This is a genomic window from Pelatocladus sp. BLCC-F211, assembly GCF_041928655.1.
Lineage (GTDB): Bacteria > Cyanobacteriota > Cyanobacteriia > Cyanobacteriales > Nostocaceae > Pelatocladus.
Genome location: NZ_JBHFLM010000140.1, coordinates 1 through 16,470 on the forward strand (window position 1 = coordinate 1; position 16,470 = coordinate 16,470).

16 protein-coding genes are annotated in these 16,470 nt (G+C 39.1%); 8 read left to right on the forward strand and 8 right to left on the reverse strand.

Going from position 1 to position 16,470, the window contains the following annotated elements; genetic code table 11:
* Positions 1–197: 197 nt before the first annotated feature.
* A complete protein-coding gene (locus ACE1AT_RS17075; RefSeq protein WP_374870382.1) occupies positions 198–1,286 on the reverse strand; it encodes a hypothetical protein in 1,089 nt (362 codons plus the stop codon).
* Between the two features lie 240 nt (positions 1,287–1,526).
* Here ACE1AT_RS17075 and ACE1AT_RS17080 point away from each other — a divergent pair, with 240 nt between their 5' ends.
* Positions 1,527–2,147 (forward strand): CP12 domain-containing protein, encoded by a 621-nt coding sequence (locus ACE1AT_RS17080; RefSeq protein WP_374870384.1) that lies wholly within the window; start codon positions 1,527–1,529, stop codon positions 2,145–2,147.
* 110 nt (positions 2,148–2,257) lie between these two features.
* Here the strand turns inward: ACE1AT_RS17080 and ACE1AT_RS17085 are convergent, their stop codons facing one another.
* From ACE1AT_RS17085 to ACE1AT_RS17105, 5 genes are all read right to left on the reverse strand, one after another.
* Positions 2,258–3,373: an LptF/LptG family permease gene (locus ACE1AT_RS17085; protein WP_374870412.1), complete on the reverse strand. Its 1,116-nt coding sequence runs from the start codon at positions 3,371–3,373 to the stop codon at positions 2,258–2,260.
* 127 nt (positions 3,374–3,500) lie between these two features.
* Positions 3,501–4,229, reverse strand: coding sequence for an LPS export ABC transporter ATP-binding protein (gene lptB, locus ACE1AT_RS17090; RefSeq protein WP_374870386.1), 729 nt, complete (start codon positions 4,227–4,229; stop codon positions 3,501–3,503).
* Between the two features lie 118 nt (positions 4,230–4,347).
* A complete protein-coding gene (locus ACE1AT_RS17095; RefSeq protein WP_374870388.1) occupies positions 4,348–4,842 on the reverse strand; it encodes an LptA/OstA family protein in 495 nt (164 codons plus the stop codon).
* Between the two features lie 257 nt (positions 4,843–5,099).
* Complete coding sequence (locus ACE1AT_RS17100) at positions 5,100–5,495, reverse strand: DUF309 domain-containing protein (RefSeq protein WP_374870390.1); 396 nt, start codon at positions 5,493–5,495, stop codon at positions 5,100–5,102.
* Between the two features lie 141 nt (positions 5,496–5,636).
* Positions 5,637–6,002 (reverse strand): ferredoxin thioredoxin reductase catalytic beta subunit, encoded by a 366-nt coding sequence (locus ACE1AT_RS17105; RefSeq protein ID WP_374870392.1) that lies wholly within the window; start codon positions 6,000–6,002, stop codon positions 5,637–5,639.
* A 1,239-nt stretch (positions 6,003–7,241) separates the two neighbouring features.
* Between ACE1AT_RS17105 and ACE1AT_RS17110 the strand changes: the two genes are divergently transcribed.
* On the forward strand, positions 7,242–8,552 hold the full coding sequence (locus ACE1AT_RS17110) for a hypothetical protein (RefSeq protein ID WP_374870394.1): 1,311 nt from the start codon (positions 7,242–7,244) through the stop codon (positions 8,550–8,552).
* 64 nt (positions 8,553–8,616) lie between these two features.
* Here the strand turns inward: ACE1AT_RS17110 and ACE1AT_RS17115 are convergent, their stop codons facing one another.
* Positions 8,617–9,534 carry a lysylphosphatidylglycerol synthase domain-containing protein gene (locus ACE1AT_RS17115; RefSeq protein WP_374870396.1) on the reverse strand — a complete coding sequence of 306 codons (918 nt, stop codon included), beginning with the start codon at positions 9,532–9,534 and terminating at the stop codon, positions 8,617–8,619.
* 371 nt (positions 9,535–9,905) lie between these two features.
* Between ACE1AT_RS17115 and ACE1AT_RS17120 the strand changes: the two genes are divergently transcribed.
* Together ACE1AT_RS17120 and ACE1AT_RS17125 are read left to right on the forward strand one after the other, a co-directional pair.
* Positions 9,906–10,328: a DUF6658 family protein gene (locus ACE1AT_RS17120; RefSeq protein ID WP_374870398.1), complete on the forward strand. Its 423-nt coding sequence runs from the start codon at positions 9,906–9,908 to the stop codon at positions 10,326–10,328.
* Between the two features lie 86 nt (positions 10,329–10,414).
* On the forward strand, positions 10,415–10,942 hold the full coding sequence (locus tag ACE1AT_RS17125) for a DUF6658 family protein (protein ID WP_374870400.1): 528 nt from the start codon (positions 10,415–10,417) through the stop codon (positions 10,940–10,942).
* A 170-nt stretch (positions 10,943–11,112) separates the two neighbouring features.
* Here ACE1AT_RS17125 and larC read toward each other — a convergent pair whose 3' ends face one another.
* Positions 11,113–12,384, reverse strand: a complete 1,272-nt coding sequence (larC, locus tag ACE1AT_RS17130; protein WP_374870402.1) for a nickel pincer cofactor biosynthesis protein LarC — start codon at positions 12,382–12,384, stop codon at positions 11,113–11,115.
* Positions 12,385–12,479: 95 nt separating this feature from the next.
* On the opposite strand from larC, the gene ACE1AT_RS17135 reads away from it, so the two are divergent.
* The 4 genes from ACE1AT_RS17135 (at position 12,480) to rbfA (ending at position 15,952) form a co-directional block, all read left to right on the forward strand.
* Entirely contained in the window at positions 12,480–13,139 is a 660-nt protein-coding gene (locus ACE1AT_RS17135; protein WP_374870404.1) for an L-threonylcarbamoyladenylate synthase, read from the forward strand.
* Positions 13,140–13,489: 350 nt separating this feature from the next.
* Positions 13,490–14,680: a HetZ-related protein gene (locus ACE1AT_RS17140; RefSeq protein WP_374870406.1), complete on the forward strand. Its 1,191-nt coding sequence runs from the start codon at positions 13,490–13,492 to the stop codon at positions 14,678–14,680.
* 527 nt (positions 14,681–15,207) lie between these two features.
* The gene (locus ACE1AT_RS17145; protein WP_374870408.1) at positions 15,208–15,414 is read left to right on the forward strand and encodes a DUF751 family protein; all 207 of its coding nucleotides are present in this window, start codon (positions 15,208–15,210) and stop codon (positions 15,412–15,414) included.
* A gap of 112 nt (positions 15,415–15,526) precedes the next feature.
* Positions 15,527–15,952, forward strand: a complete 426-nt coding sequence (gene rbfA, locus ACE1AT_RS17150; protein WP_374870410.1) for a 30S ribosome-binding factor RbfA — start codon at positions 15,527–15,529, stop codon at positions 15,950–15,952.
* The last annotated feature ends 518 nt before the right edge of the window (positions 15,953–16,470 follow it).

The following is a 16,470-nucleotide window of genomic DNA, read 5'->3' on the forward strand; positions in this document are numbered from 1 at the left end:
AGAGCGTTCTCTTAATGATTTGGTTCGAGAAGCGGTAAGACAATACATTGAAAGAGAAACTGCGGGTTAAAATCCGATGATTCGCGTTTCATCCCCTCGATAAATCGTAGGGGTTCTCACGCTCCCGCATTGCTTCGATAGAGCTAAACATAAAAATCTAGGTTTTTCCTGTTTCCTATTCCCGATTTTTAAAACGGTTATCTCGGATACGAAATACCATTAATCTGACGATCACTTGTATAAAATCCAGAAGATTGAGAAGGTGAGGAGTAATTATACTGCGATAATTGACTGGACTGCTGCAAACTAGAAACATTACTAGAGTTGCTGGAAGTAACAACACTTTGACTTGGTGTTTGCGTGTAGTATGGCGCTACATTAGAGGATGTTGTAGGTGTAACAGATGTTACCGCTGATGTGGGTGTTTGGATGCTGGGTGTAGAAGGGTTTGGATATTGGTTGGGAATCTTAGCACCAGAGGGAGCGAAATTTTGATTAGAGTAGTTTGTAGTATTATTGACGGGAGCGATCGCATTTCCATTTACTATCGTAGTCGATGGTAAGTTTTGATTGGGTAACAATAATGAATTTGTCTGACTTGAAGTTATACGATTCTCCAAGAACAAACTTTGATTGGTTGATTGATTGAGAGCAGTTTGTAAGGGACTAACTACAGCATTATTTTGTTTATAGTTGATAGGATTAGTTAATCCCATCCCCACATTAGTAGAAGTTTGTGTTGTATCTGTTTGAATAGACGACGCCGTTAAACTGTTTAGTCCTAAAGAATGATTATTATTCTGAGAATTTTTGAATTGCAATAAATTTTCTGTTTGTGACACAAATGGATTTTCTAGCTTTGGCGTAGATGCAGGATTTACTAGCTTCAAGCCAGAGTTTGAGTTAGCATCGGTGGCTATTGTCTTTTGTTTGCTTAAGCTTTCTAAAATACTATTGCTATTGTCTAGCTTAGTATTTTGCTTGACATTAGTTGCTGTGGAAGGTAAATTCCCATGAGCAAAGTCATAAAATAGAACTGGCAAGTTATCAATATCAGCAGCAATGGCTTTATCTTCTTCCGAAAGAGAAGAATTTACAGGCTTTTTTACTTCAGCTTGCTTAACTTGCTTGAAATTAAACAAATCTGGCTGTTTCCATGATTCTTTAACCGCTACCCCTACTACGGCTAAAAAAATAGCTGTTCCCCAAAAACTAGGTCGAGCCAAATTCCATAAGCTGGCTTTGAGAAAGCGTAAGTAGGTGGGACGGTAGCGACGACCTGACATGGTAAATCTGATTAAGTTAAGGTAGAAAGAGCAGGAATCTCATCCTAGCTCCTCAATAGTCATTTAGTCATTATTTATAGACAAGTCTTAGTATAAAATTTACAATTAACTGCATCAGATTGGTTTTTCTCCTTTCCCCTTCTTCTGTGAGTTTCGATATCATCTCAAAATGAAATCTGCTCTAACTTAGTGCTTGTGGCTGGGCAAAAGTTGGACTCTACTTCAACAGGAGCAAAAAGCATGAAAGCAGAAGATATCATGACCAAAGAGGTTGTTAGCATCCGCAGTTCAGCAACTGTTGCTGAAGCAGTAGGTGTGATGAAGGAAAAACGATTGCGGGCTTTGGTTGTGGAGCGCAATCATGAGAATGATGCTTATGGTATTGTTACGGAGACTGATATTGTTTATAAAGTAACAGCTTATGCCAAAGATCCCAAACAAGTACGTGTCTATGAAATTATGAGTAAGCCTTGCATTATCGTCAATCCCGAATTGGCTGTAGAATATGTAGCGCGGTTATTTGCCAACACAGGTATTCGCAGAGCGCCTGTAATTAAAGGTAAGCTGTTGGGAATAATTTCTGTCACTGATATTCTCACCAAAAGTGATTTTGTCGAAAAGCCACAATCAGTTTTGCTAGAAGACAAAATTCAACAAGCGATCGCAGATGCTCGCGCGATTTGCTCTCTCTACGGTACATTATCTTCAGAATGTGCCGCAGCCTGGGTGACAGTAGAAGAAATTCAAGCAGAAGCAGCCCATCAAAAAGCCGGACATATAGCATTTACTAAAACATCATTCGAGCAATACTGTGCAGCCAACCCAGATGCACCAGAATGCCGGATTTATTATGAAGATTGAATCTTAGCCATTTGTCATTTGTCCATCGTCAATGGTCAAGAGTCAATGAGCATTGGGCATTGGAATAAATTCTCCCTTGTCCTCCTTGTCCTCGCTCCCCGCTCCCCAACTCATCGCCGTGCTGTCCGTACTAATAAAAATAAACCTAGTCCCAATCCCAAAAAATTGGGTAGCCAAGCTGCGACAAAGGGAGAAAGAAAACCTGTGTCTCCTAATGTACGGGCTACCTGTAATGTTGTGTAGTAAGTAAAGATAACTGCTAGACTAACCCCAAAACTTGCTGCTCGACCTGTACGTTGGGGTATTGTTCCCACAGTAGCACCGACTAGACCACAGACAACACAGGCAAACGGAAAGGCGATTTTTTGTTGAATTCGGACTCGCAGTTGACGAACTTTTTGGTCATTACCACTAATTTTTTCTATTTCTAGTTGTTCTAGTGATTGAGCAATGTTCATCTCTTCAAAGTCACGGCTTCTGTTTGCCACATCTAATGGTGTGCGGGGAAGTTGTAATTGTTGATGTTTGAATCGGGCGATGTTGCGATAAGAGCGATCAGGTGCAACTAAATAGATCGTACCGTTATAAAAATCCCAAACGCTTTGTGAACCATTCCATTCACCAAATTCTGCGACAACAATTTGATTGAGACCTTCTTGAGAACGGTCTATGAGTGTCAAACCTTTCATGCGCTTGCCATCAAACTTGTCAGCATAAAACAGACGTGTCAGTATTCTTTCTTTACTGCCATCTGCTTGTTTCACATTTTGATATTCGGGGTAGAAAATATTTTCTTGCTTAAATGTAGGCTTATCAGATTTGAGAGCTCGATCTAAAGTAACGGTAGCTTCGTAGTTAGCTGCTGGTGCAATTTGTTCACTGACAACAAATGTGATTCCTGCGACTAAGAAACTCATCACTACGGCAGTTAGCACCATGCGATACACACTCACACCACAACTACGCAGAGCGATCAGTTCACTTTCGCCTGACATCCGACTGTAGGTCATCAAAGTTGCTAGCAGTGTTGACATCGGAAAAACGTAAACAATTACACGTGGCAACTTTAACAAAAAAACCTTTAAGCCTATTTCTAGTGGTAATCCTGCTTGAACTACTTTTCGTAGCAATTCATATAAGCTATCAGCCGTAAACACAAGGGAAGCAAAAATCCCGAAACTAAATAAAAACGGTGGTATTAATTCGCTAGCAAGGTAGCGATCCATTATGGAAAAAGACAGCAGTGAATTGAGTTTGTGGAAAGATTTAGATTTAGCCATGAGTCATTAGTCAAGAGTCAAGAGTCAAGAGTCAAGAGTCAATTACTTTTGACTATGGACTTTTGACCATTGACTAAACCTGAAAATTATCACCTAAGTAATATTGGCGCACCAAAGAATTATTGTAGAGTTCGTCGGCGTTGCCAGAAGCAAGAATTTGACCTTCCCGCATGATGTAAGCACGATCTGTAATGGCCAGGGTCTCCCGAACGTTATGATCTGTAATCAAGATTCCCATGTCGCGCTCCCGCAGTTGTGCAATCAGATATTGAATTTCTGAAACTGCTATTGGGTCAACTCCTGCAAAAGGTTCATCTAAAAGTAAAAACTTTGGTCCTTCTGTACCAGATGCTAATGCTCTTGCTAATTCCGTCCGCCGTCGTTCGCCTCCAGAAAGTTGAATTCCTTTGCTGTTAACTACTTTTTCCAAACGAAACTCTTGTAATAATGTTTCTAGTCGCCGTTGCCATTGCCAGCGAGGTACATTTGTTTGCTCCAGAACCAATAGTATGTTATCTCGTACTGACAATTGGCGAAAAATACTAGGTTCCTGTGCTAGATAACCAATACCCAATCGCGCCCTTTTATGCATAGGTAATGCAGTAATGTCCTGATGATCCAACCATACAGTTCCTCGGTCTGGTTTTTCTAAACCTGTGGCAATGTAGAATGTCGTAGTTTTACCAGCACCATTTGGGCCTAGTAACCCAACTACTTCGCCTTGGGCAACAGAAACGTTGACGCGATTGACAATCACTCGCTTGCCATAAGATTTGCGAATATTTTCTAGGACAATTTTCACGCTCTGTGTGCTTTGTTGCTTGTGAATAATTGATGAGTAGTGTTTGTTAAAAACTAACTACATAAATTAACTGTATGGGCGCATGATTTTACGCCCCTACTAAACACGAAATTCTAATTTACTTAGAACGTTGAAGAGGAGGTGTGTTGGGGGCGGGTGTGGTTGCTTGATTTATTTGACTATCGTTGACTATGTAGATAGATTCTACTTGACGACCTGTTTTTGGTTGAGCAACAAATCGCCCTTCATCAATCAGGTATGTTACTGTTTCACCCCGAATACTGTTGCCACCCTGTTGCAAAACGTAAACATTACCACTGAGAATTATGCGACGTTCTTTGCTGAAATACTGAGCTTGGGCTGCTGTAGCCTGAATTCCTCTGGCTTCATACACCATTTGTACGTTACCACGAGCAGTTGCTACTTGTGTTTTGGCGTCGTATTCTTGTACATCAGACTGGATAGTCAGGGGGCGATTTCCTGCTGCTGTCTGGGCGGTAGCAGTTTGTAGTTGACTAGGAAATGCGATCGCACCAAAAAGTGCAGCTGGCAGCATTAAGGCTAATCCAAAGCGGCGCATTGGCAATAGAAGTAATTGATACCAAGAGATCATAGCAATTTAGGATTTAAGATTTCAGCTTGTATTCCAATTATCTCTACTACTAGAGTATGTCAGGATCACTACTAGCTGTAATATATTGACGTTCGCCACAAACTCAAGGTTTCGCCACTTTAGCCTTTTCCACCTCTAGCTTTTAGTAGGGTGTCAAGTTTATTCGATGGGTAAAATTTTCAATAATTTCTCTCTTCCCTAGTACTCCTTGTCTCCCTTGTCCTAATTTCAACTCATCAGTTCAAAGTTGACAAATACTAATCTTCACTCCCTTGTACTATCTTGGGTAAAGGAAATGCTGGCTCATCGCCCAATTTCATTGTGGCTAGTTTCTCTGGTTCTGTATGTTGTAATGTTCTCAATAACACAGCGCTATGTTCTAATAACTCATCTACATCTATGCCACCGTAAACTGATGGATAACGTCGCAGGCGGTTGCTACCTTCTCCTAACAAAATCGCTGCACCTCGCCAATTACTGTTACCCAAGTGATACAGGGCTACTGCTATTTGTAAAATTCCCTGATAAAAAGTTTTTTCTGGCTCTGTTGCTTCCATCCACAAAGCCTCTAAAGTATCATGACAGGCATAGAATTCCCCAGCGTTAAATTGTTCTACGCCTTGCCAAAATTGCTGGGGTTGGTCATTAGTCATCAGTTGTCAGTGATTTCGTTATTGACCATTTTTTTATTAAAAAATTTTTGCTTTTGTGATCAGTAGATAAGCAACTGATAACTGTTCACTGGTAACTGTAGCCTGCGGCAAGCCGCCATGTATGTGTCTATACTGATTTGGTTAGCCCATACCGTCGCGTACTTGTTTGATTGTTTCCAAAGAGATTTCTTGCTTGTCGCCAGCAAACTCATTATCTGGGGTAAGAAACAGCATACAGTGGCACTCTTTACGTTCCCGCATTGGTACGCAAGGACAGTTCCAAAAAGCAGCACTGACCTCGGCTTCTTTGTCTTCGTAGTGACGACAGGGACATAGGGGTGCTCCAAGTTCATCTTTGTGTTTAGCAAGTCCTTCAATTACCACTGCGGTTACAGAAGGTTCAGAACAGAAGTAAGTTCCAGTGCGCTTGGCGTATTGTTCAGAAAAATGGCGCATTGCTTCTAAGTTTTTATCGCTGGATTTTGTGTTTATTTCTGGGGAGATCATAGGAACGAACACTCATAATTTACACATTTCTTTGCATTGTACCGCAGCCTTGGTAAGCTATAACTGGGGATAATCCCCCCTTTTTTCAGCTACTCTCACCCAAGGGGTATCTCCCAGATACATGGTTTGCTGATTCTGTGGCGATCGCAAGCACTCAACTGCCCTTGATTTCACCCCAGGATTGGAATTATCTGCTTCTAAAATAAAACCCCTGTTAAGCAATTACAAAATTTTTTACGCTTACTAGTTGGCAAATTACAAATTTGATGCTCAAATAGATCGAGGAACAATTTAATACTGTATAATCAGCAAAAGCAAATCCCAAATTTACTTGGGGGTGTGGCGGAATGGTAGACGCTACGGACTTAAGTAATTGAGCCTTAAAGAAGAAACTCTTTAAGTGAATGCTCTCAAATTCAGGGAAACCTAAATCTGGCAACAGACAAGGCAATCCTGAGCCAAGCCAAATTTGTAATTTGTAATTAGTCATTGGTCAATTGTTTAAGTAACAAAAGACAAGTGATAGATAACAAAAGACTTATAGGGAAGGTGCAGAGACTCGACGGGAGCTACCCTAACGTTAAGTCGAGGGTAAAGGGAGAGTCCAATTCTCAAAGCCAAAGGTGGCTAGTCTACTAGGTAGTAGCGAAAGCTGCGAGAGAATGAAAATCCGTTGACCGTAAAAGGTCGTGAGGGTTCAAGTCCCTCCACCCCCACTAAAAATTAGAACTGAGCCAGTCTTCATATGAAGGCTGGCTTTTTATTTGCAAAGCATATGATACTGTCTTGAAAATGGGTGTAGGGGTGTAAGGGTGTAGGAGGAGTCATATTTTCATTCCCTATTCCCTGTTCCCTATTTTCAAGACATTATATTTGCCCAAAAAGTTTTAAAACATCTTCTTAGCTCGACTTTATCCATATCCATGTTCTAGTAACGCGATAGTTAACGCTGAAACCTATGTGGGGCGATAGTTTTACTTTTTCGATGTCACCATGAATCAGTGAGATCGAAAAAGTTTTTGCTCTTATTGCTAGGATTTTTGCTCTACAAGGAGAACCAAATTTTTAATTTTGGATAAAGTCGAGCTTAGAGAAGTCGGGAATTTTACTTTCAGTGGATTTATCAATTTTATATAAAGGAAAACTTTTAATTATTAAAGAGTAGATAGATACTCTTGTGTCCAAGAGTGAAGCGAATAAGAATATAAGTAAGCTATTCTTTTATTTTGAGAACTATAAATGACTGCTCATAGTTTACGAAATATTCATGTTAATTCACCTCTTTTTAAAGTTCATCTTCAAGACTCAGATGTAGAGGTTGTACAGGAAAGAATTTACAATTTTTTTGTAGAAATCGTTAGAAAACATGAGCCAGAAGATGTTTTAATAGAATTTAAGAGTTTATTTATAGATTGTCTATGTTTGGCAAATCCAGATTTAATCCCAGGCATATATGAAGTTTTTCTTAAAAATGAACAAGTTTTACATAATACTTTTAAGCGTTGCTGTTATATTCTAGTTAATAACTGGGAAACTAATAGAAAATACAAGTATATACAAGCATTGGTTGAGCTAATTGCCAGTTATAAATCAAGTTCAATTTATCAAAAATATAAAATCAGAACTCCTTCTAAAAATTGGTTAGATAACTTTATTCATAGTCAAGACTTTCAAGAACTCAAGTTATTTGCATATAAAAATGAAAATCAAGCTAATAGTCATTGGGTGAATCGATATACTTCCTATCTTTTAGCTGCTCAAGCTATCGATAAAAATAATTCAGAAGAACAAAAACAAGCAGCTATAAAAGCTTCTAAGCAACTAAAAGATAAATTTAAATTTGAACTTGCAATGTATATTGCTCGTTCTCAGTCTCACACTTCTAGTCATACACGTTATAGGAATCCTAGTGTTTTAGGAGATGATGTTTTACGTTTAATCAAAGCGATCATTGTTAAAAAGGGTGTATTTAGCTATAGCAATATTGCTAATATTTTTATCGAGCAAACTCAAAATCAAACTTTTAAAGATTTTAAAGAAAGTTTGACAAAATATCTAATTTTCTCTGTACAGCAACCAACATTTGTAGATACATTACAGCAACAGTTGTCAGAAAAGCTTGTTGTTTGGAAACTTGAATATGATGATGTAATTATCAACAAAGATTTATTGCTGAGAACATGTAATCGTGTAATTGATTTTTTAACAACAGAAAATGGCGTTTCCCCTTCACCTTTATTTGTTTTATTACTCTCTCATGGGCATCCTCTCACATTGGTGATTGTACTGTTAAAAATTATTCTAATTTGCAAATATTCTCGTAATCATTTAGAATCTCGGCTTGCTAATTTGATTCGCTATTACGATCAGTATTCAGAAGCAGAATGCCAATGCTTTATTAACTTTATAGAAATTTTTAATATCACATTTGCAATTTATGCTGAAAATGTCGAATATAACTTGATAAAGATCGAAGACAATGAGAAAATTCACGAAGTCGAGTTTGATCCAAATGCTTATCATGTATTTTCTCAATTGAAATTTTGGTAGTTAGTTAGTGGTTAATATTTAGTGGTTAGTAATTTGTTATTTCCGATGCCCAATGCTCAATAATTTATTCAAAGAGGCGTTCGTCAAGCCAAGCCAAGCCAGCACCAGTGATTTCTGCAAGAATACTGACTAGACGATAAAGAGCTATTGCACTGATGACTACCGCAGCAGGAAAATAGTTTTGTAGAAGCGCGATCGCAGTTGCTTCAAACACACCCAATCCACCAGGCGCACCCGGAACAACAAGCCCAAGTAACCAAGCAAAACTAAAAGCTGTAAACAATAAGGGAATTTGACTTAAATTTAAAGAACTCAAAGCATAAAAAGTTAAAATAAATCCAGTACCGCGCAATCCCAAAAATCCCATTTCTCCGAATAAAGGCAACAGAGGGTAGCGTTCCATAGTAAAACTAACATCTGAAGTATTTGTGGGATCAGACTTCTTTGCCTTCAAGCGATGCAACAAGCGAATTAATAAGTTTAAAAAGCGGGGATGAAGCACACACAGCACTACAACCAAACCTAGTATTTGCCCTATATGTACAGTTAAATTAGTATTTGTTTGAACAAATAAACTGCTTGATAAGACAACAATTAAAGCTGCTGCGGCCATAAGTAAAGGTTCTAGTAATACACTAAGAGTGGCTACAGCAGTGGAAACATTGGCATTTTTTGCTGCCAGAATTCGCCCATAATAATGCCAAACATTACCCGGTAAATACTTAGCAAGGTTGGTTTGCAGATAAACCTGGATAAACTGCACAGATGATACGGGTTGATTTAAATGTTTGAGAATCCAAGTCCAAACCCAGCCAGCCCAAGTATGTCCTAATAAAGTTACACCAGTTGCGATCGCTATAATTGCCCATCCTACTGCATCAATGCGAATAGCAGTAATTCCTTGCCAGTTATCCTTTAAGGCTTTCGCCAAAAAAAACAGCGTTCCACCCAAAATTAACCAGCGTAAAAATTTTTTAATCATTGCAGAGATTTAACTGTTTGGCTAGCCTTTGATTAAACACCTCAAATCATACAGTAGAGGCAGAGTCTTTGGGTAACAATTATTGAAATTGGTGCAAATAATTAAACTTAATATCTTATCTTTTTGTTTATTATTTTTTTACTGTTTTATGATTTCTTCTACTTATATCCATCTTAAGTTAGATAAAAATCACACTAAATTAATAACAATAATGTGACTTACGCTAGAGGAAAAGCCTCCTTTTAAATACGTATTCTAAGAAATCGATTGTTGTATTAAATAAAAATCAACTCCAGCAATAAAGCTAACTGAGTTTCATCATTAACTCAGATTAAGTCATTATATTTGTTCGGTGTTGAAAGGAGGAATTAGTGAACAGTTTAATTGCATTTGTAAAAAAACTACGTCTGCGGCAAGTTTTAACTGTATTTTTGGTAGGATTATTGTTTCTAACTGGTACTATTTATACTAGTGGGTATGCTCAAGCAGCACAACCGAAGTCACAAGTATTGTTGGTTGATGCAGAGCAACAATCTGAACTGCTTTATCCTGGTGCGGAAACCCCAGTAGGTCGAGCCTATAAAGAGGGAGAATTACCAATTAAATCTGAAAAAGATTTCCGTCCAAATGCAGGAAATCTGATTCAGAATGAACCAAGTGTAACTCAAAGAGCAAAGGACAGAATTGAAACTGTTAAAGAAGCGGTAGGAGAAGCTTCAGGATTTTTGAAAGACAAAGGAAATGAAGCTGCCAAGAGACCAGAATTGCAAAAAAATCCGGCAGTCAATAAATAAAGGTTAATTCCAAATTCTCAACATCCACGATTTTGGATTAAGTATTGCTGAGTTTTAACTCATTCAAACACGATAAGGAGTTCCGAATGAACAAAGTAATTTCTTGGATCAAAAAAGTTAAGTTGCACCAAATTTTCACAGTTTTTTTAGCAGGAGTTTTAGTATTCTTCACGCAGGCTTGCTCTCCTTCTAAAGCGGCTCAACCAACACAATCTCCCAAAGGTAATGCTGAAGTATATGTTCCCAAGGGTGATAATGTTATTAACCCTTACGAAGGTGGGATGAATAACTTTAGCGATAGAGATCCAAGAGCAAAAAGTGATGCAAAAGCTAGAGGTGAATACTTAAAAGAAAACGCTGCCCAAAATCAAGCTGGAAAATCTACTAACAACCCCCTTGAAGCCATCCGTCGTGTAGGTTCAGATGCAGGTAACTTGGGTAAAAATGTTCAGCAAAAAGCTGAAGATGTAGGAAACAAAACTCAAAACACTGCTGAAGATTTTGCAAGATCAACCAAGCAGGGAGTTGAAAATATCAAGGACAACGCTCAGGATGCTGGTGATTACGCCAAAGATGTCACTAAGCATACAGTTAGAGACACCCTCAGAGACTAGATCGCCTAGTTGAAGTAAATTCAAATATTCCTCACCCTTTCTAGGGTGAGATTATATCTATAAAGCCTGCGTAAGCAGGCTTATTTAATGAATTACTACACTCTAGAAACTTTACGCATTATGCGAGCCTTAGAACTTGAAGTTCTCAAAGTCAAAAACTAAGACACAACCTAAGACATAAATTGTAAATGCCAATTTTGTAGTGCTAATCTTTGAATTTCCCGCCAAGGAATATTGTGTTTCCGGGCTAATTCTGCACAATCTTCGTATTCTGGCTGGACGTTATTGATAATTCTATTATTTGCGTTTCCTATCCATGCGACTTTAACTCGCACTACACCATATTCTGTTTCTACTTGTTGAAATTCTCGCTGCAAGATAGCGCGTTGTTGCTCATAACGACGAATACCTAAAGTTGTGGTTTCACGAAATAAAACTGTTTCACAACTGAGTAGATTTTCTGGTAGACAAATTACTGTCAGCAAGATCCCTGGACGAGACTTTTTCATCCCTATAGATTGAGTAAAAACATCCACTGCACCTGCTGCAAATAAGGCCTCAAACAAATAACCGATCGCTTGAGGATTTAAATCATCTATTTGAGTTTCTAATACTGATATGGTTTCTAAAGTTGGGCTAGTATTGGCAACAGATGAGCGATCACTAATTGCGATATCTGTAGCTTCTCCCAGCCATAGGCGTAATATATTGGGAATTGATAAGTTGAGATTACCTGCTCCCAGTCCGACTTGTTGAATACTCATCGCAGGTGGCGAACCAAATTCTTTTGCAAATGTAGTGGCGATCGCAGCACCAGTGGGTGTCACAAGTTCCCGTTCAATCTCGTTGCTGTAAACCGGACAGCCACGCATTTCCCATAACTTTAACACTGCTGGTACTGGTACTGCCATTTGTCCATGAGCAGCACGCACTGTTCCCCCCCCAGTCGGAAATGCTGAACAGTAAAGCAGGGGTAATCCTGTTTCGTCACTCTCAACGCCCAACCAATCTAATCCCAAGCAAGTACCAACAATATCTACAATTGCATCAACTGCACCGACTTCGTGAAAGTGAACTTTTTGAGGAGCAATACCATGTACTGCACCTTCAGCAACTGCTAACTGTCGAAATACCGCTAAACTCCAAGCTTCAACCCTTGCGGGTAAGCCAGCATTGAGAATCATTTGTTCTATTTCTGGTAAATGGCGGTGATGGTGAACATGGTGATCATGATGGTCAGATAATAAGTCAACATGAACTTTCGTTGCTTGCTGACCATGGCGCTGGACAAGTTCGGCCCATAATTTATATTCCTGTACAATACCTAAGTGATTAAGTTTCTCTATTAGATATTTCAAGGGAACACCCAGACTTACCAATGCTCCCAAACACATATCACCGGAAATTCCCGATGGACATTGAAGATAAGCGAGTTTAGTCATATTTATTTTGTTAGTAGTTAGTAGTTAGTTGTTAGTTGTTCGTTCACCTTTTACCACTATCCACTATCCACTAACCACTATTTATCACCCAATCTATGGCAAAAATTTTCTCCGTTCATCCTGATAATCCCCAGATCCGCCGAATAGAGGAGATAAAGACGGCACTGTCTGACGGTGCAGTGATGCTTTATCCTACTGACACAGTTTATGCGATCGGTTGTGATTTAAATGCTAAGTCGGCGGTAGAACGAGTACGGAAAATCAAACAACTAGCAAACGATAAACCATTGACGTTTTTGTCTCCATCACTTTCTAATGTAGCGACCTATGCAAATGTAAGCGACACTGCCTACCGAATTATGAAGCACCTAATTCCGGGACCGTATACGTTTTTGCTACCTGCGACAAAATTAGTTCCACGTCTGGTGCAGAATCCGAAACGGAAGACTACTGGAATTAGAGTACCAAATCATAAAATGTGCTTGGAACTGCTGTCAGCCTTAGGAAATCCGATCATTTCGACTTCAGCACATTTACCACCAGATGAGACAAAGAATGGGACTTTGGGAGTGGAAGAAGAACAAATATTATCGCGAGTAGAATTATTTGACCGTTTGGAAGGATTGGTTGATGTTATTGTAGACACTGGTGAGGAACCAAGCTACGAAGTGTCTACAATTTTGGATTTAACGGGAGAGGAACCAATAATGATCAGGCAAGGTTTAGGTTGGGAAAGAGCTACAGCATGGGTATAGTAAATTAACTTCACTGGATAGGAATTTAATTTCGGAAACTGTAAATAAAAAAACACCACTTTCATGATTGTCATACGGACAAAGCAAAGCGCTCTTAGGAGCATTACAGGGATGAATCTTTGCAAATTAAGGGTTTTGGCTATTTTGGAGTGGTCAAGAAAACTCATGCATTAGCCATTGTTAAGTTGCTTATCGAAAAACCGACACATTGCCTTACCTGGAACTTGCGGATATTTCTTACATTCTTAAATGTAAGCAGCGCTTGCGGTGATTATTAAGCAATGAAAGCTTAATTACTGTGGCGTCTGTTGCCATGTCGTTACGGTGCAGTACCACTCCCAATAAAGATCATGAAAGCTAATTCTGCTAATCTACCAACTGTTACAACGATTTCTCACAGCTACAGCGATGCTTTAATCCAATTTTTATATAAAGAAATACAAGCACACTCTAAAGCAGCACCTGGTTGTATGCAAGCTGTAGCAATGCGTATAGCCAAAGAAGTAGAGCGTATATGTGAGAAAAGTCATCGTATCCAAAAATCAGGGCAACTCAAGACTTGGTTATTAACTTTAGGACGCCATCGTTTACAAAAATGCTTGCATTATTACAAATTGGGTTCCAAGCAGGGACGAGTAGAATTACATAGTTGCTTAGGTGCGATGGTATATCGCCATATTGGTATTGCTGGAACTGAGTTAGGATTTCAAGCTCGCTACAACTTAATTGAAGATTTCCTCCAAGCATTTTATATTGAGGCCATCAAAGCTTTCCGGCGAGAAAATGAATTACCCGAAGATTACACCCCCCACACTCTGCTACAACTAGCAGAATACATGGCTTTTACAGAACAATATGCGAAACGTCGCATTAATCTAGCTGGCGGTGCTAATCAGCAGTTGATTATATTGCGCGCTCAAACTTTTGCTCGGCGTCTACCGCAAGAAACAAATGTAGATTTTGAAATGGCTACAGAAGCTGCTAGGACTGAAGATGCAGAATCTTATCAGCGGAATTCGGCGGTGCAACAGTTGCGATCGCAAATGATTTCTCAACCAAGTATTGATCTAGCTGAAGATAGTGAACGCGATCGCGTCATCTCAGAATTGACCAAATATTTTGAATCCCAAGGCCAATACGATTGTATAGATTATCTAACATTAAAACTTCAAGATTTATCAGCACCAGAAATTGACCAAATCCTTGGTTTAACCAGTCGCCAGCGAGATTATCTCCAACAACGTTTTAAATACCATGTGGAAAAGTTTGCTCGTACCCATCATTGGCAATTAGTCCATCAATGGTTGGGTGTCGGTTTAGAACAAAAGCTAGGTCTGTCTTCTCAACAGTGGGAACAGTTTTTGAATGAACTTTCTGAGCAACAACGGCAGATATTGCAACTTAAAGCTGCTAAACACACAGATCAAGCGATCGCTAAAACTCTCAAATGTACTCCCAAACAACTGCAAAAGCGCTGGACTCAGTTGTTAGAACAAGCATGGGCTATCCGCAATGGAAATGCAGAAGTTCAGACTGGTTGAAGCCTTTGTTGCTTTTATTTCTTATTAGTTAATATTGACTAATTTCTCTAATTTTTTTGGTTGTAGATGCCTATTCTAAATAAATTACTTAACATATTCCCTATTTTTCCCCCATCAATGGGGGAACGACTGTAGGGAAATGCCACATTTAGCTTATTTTAAATAGTGCAGCAAAAAGTAAAAATTTTTTTATTTTATTAAAAGTTAAATTGTATATTTCATATATTCTCAAATAATTTTTATAAAAAACAAATAATTTTGAACAACTAGCTCCCCGACTTCTTAAAGAAGTACGGGAGCTGACTCTCTTAACAACTACACGGATTGATATAAGAACAAAAAGAGGTTAAAGCTAGAAAAGGGCCATTCTTATTCACAAATATGCTAAAATCCGATTTTGTGCAAGTTTTTTTCAAAAACTCAAACCAACAATCCCATCACATTTTTGGTGTGGGAGTGTCAAAATATATATAAATCGCGCAAATCACAAAAAACCTACAGTCAAGAGCAAGGCAGTTTAAAATCAAATGTTTGATGGATTTTGGGATAACGTCTTTCGCTATCAGCGCTACTTCATCACTACCCTGTTAGGCATTTTGTTGAACACGTTCGCACCATTAGCACCCTTGTTAAAACGTCCAGTAACATTAATTGCCCTCTTGGGCTTTTTCGCTGGTGGACTAGTATTCGTAACTCTGACCTTGCGCGCTATGCTGGGTTTGAGTACAATTTGAGTCCAATTTGAGTCTAAACTATACAAAAGATGTATTCTCAAAACTGGATCGGGTAAACTGACAAAAACAGAAAAATAACGTAGTACAACCTCTGTGAGGAGGCATGATTTTTATGGCTACAAATCGCCGCGTTTCCCGCGTTGCTGAATTAATTAAACGGGAAGTTAGCCAAATGCTACTCAATGGCATAAAGGATGACCGTGTGGGTACGGGAATGGTAAGTGTTACCGATGTTGACGTTTCTGGCGATTTGCAACACGCTAAAATCTATGTGTCAATATATGGCACAGAAGAAGCAAAAGCAGAAACAATGGCTGGCTTGAAGTCTGCGACAGGTTACGTTCGTAGCGAACTTGGCGCACGAGTGCGCCTACGCCGCACACCAGAGGTAGTGTTTATCGAAGACCGTTCCATAGAACGCGGTACAAAAGTGTTATCGCTATTGAACCAACTCGAACTTCAACGTAAGCCAGAAATTTTGGAAGATGATACCGAAAATAGTACAGAAGATGGTGAATCTGCGAAATCTGTAACTTAAACGACAATTTATTTGTAGAAATTAGCTATGCATTTTACAGACACGAACAGATCGTGTCTGTTTCAATATGCTTAATAAGGTTTTGGTAGCGCTGTTACGCGATTTCGATAAATTTGCTTTAACCTTTGTGGTAAAACTCTTCCCGAAGCGGGTAGATGTTTAAAAAGCTATTTTTTCGTTTCTCCTTCCTCACCTCGTAACAGAGAAAGGAAGTGAGACAGAGTAAGTCGAACTCATGTTGCTTTAGCACCGCTAGAAAAGACTTTACATTTATTTACATACTAGACCTCTTGCAAAAATAATAAAGAAACCCTCCCAAATCCTTCCCGAAACGGAGAGAGATTTTTCCGTTTGGGGAGGAGTGAGGAGGGTTAATTCCAATACGGTTCAGTTAAGGCTAAAAACTAAAACTAGCGTAGGTTGGGGAGCCAGTGCGTTGCGGGGGTCCCAAGAGTTGTAGCACCTGGCGTTTGAGGAACGTAGACGCGCCCTGCGCGGCTTCTCGCAGAGTAACCCAA

Excerpts from the sequence above, each read along its gene's own strand:
- ACE1AT_RS17100 (WP_374870390.1), bottom strand. The coding sequence starts at position 5,495 with ATGACTAATGACCAACCCCAGCAATTTTGGCAAGGCGTAGAACAATTT.
- ACE1AT_RS17095 (WP_374870388.1), bottom strand. The coding sequence starts at position 4,842 with ATGATCTCTTGGTATCAATTACTTCTATTGCCAATGCGCCGCTTTGGA.
- ACE1AT_RS17105 (WP_374870392.1), bottom strand. The coding sequence starts at position 6,002 with ATGATCTCCCCAGAAATAAACACAAAATCCAGCGATAAAAACTTAGAA.
- ACE1AT_RS17085 (WP_374870412.1), bottom strand. The coding sequence starts at position 3,373 with ATGGATCGCTACCTTGCTAGCGAATTAATACCACCGTTTTTATTTAGT.
- ACE1AT_RS17080 (WP_374870384.1), top strand. The coding sequence starts at position 1,527 with ATGAAAGCAGAAGATATCATGACCAAAGAGGTTGTTAGCATCCGCAGT.
- ACE1AT_RS17110 (WP_374870394.1), top strand. The coding sequence starts at position 7,242 with ATGACTGCTCATAGTTTACGAAATATTCATGTTAATTCACCTCTTTTT.
- ACE1AT_RS17140 (WP_374870406.1), top strand. The coding sequence starts at position 13,490 with ATGAAAGCTAATTCTGCTAATCTACCAACTGTTACAACGATTTCTCAC.
- ACE1AT_RS17145 (WP_374870408.1), top strand. The coding sequence starts at position 15,208 with ATGTTTGATGGATTTTGGGATAACGTCTTTCGCTATCAGCGCTACTTC.
- ACE1AT_RS17075 (WP_374870382.1), bottom strand. The coding sequence starts at position 1,286 with ATGTCAGGTCGTCGCTACCGTCCCACCTACTTACGCTTTCTCAAAGCC.
- larC (WP_374870402.1), bottom strand. The coding sequence starts at position 12,384 with ATGACTAAACTCGCTTATCTTCAATGTCCATCGGGAATTTCCGGTGAT.
- ACE1AT_RS17125 (WP_374870400.1), top strand. The coding sequence starts at position 10,415 with ATGAACAAAGTAATTTCTTGGATCAAAAAAGTTAAGTTGCACCAAATT.
- rbfA (WP_374870410.1), top strand. The coding sequence starts at position 15,527 with ATGGCTACAAATCGCCGCGTTTCCCGCGTTGCTGAATTAATTAAACGG.
- ACE1AT_RS17135 (WP_374870404.1), top strand. The coding sequence starts at position 12,480 with ATGGCAAAAATTTTCTCCGTTCATCCTGATAATCCCCAGATCCGCCGA.
- ACE1AT_RS17115 (WP_374870396.1), bottom strand. The coding sequence starts at position 9,534 with ATGATTAAAAAATTTTTACGCTGGTTAATTTTGGGTGGAACGCTGTTT.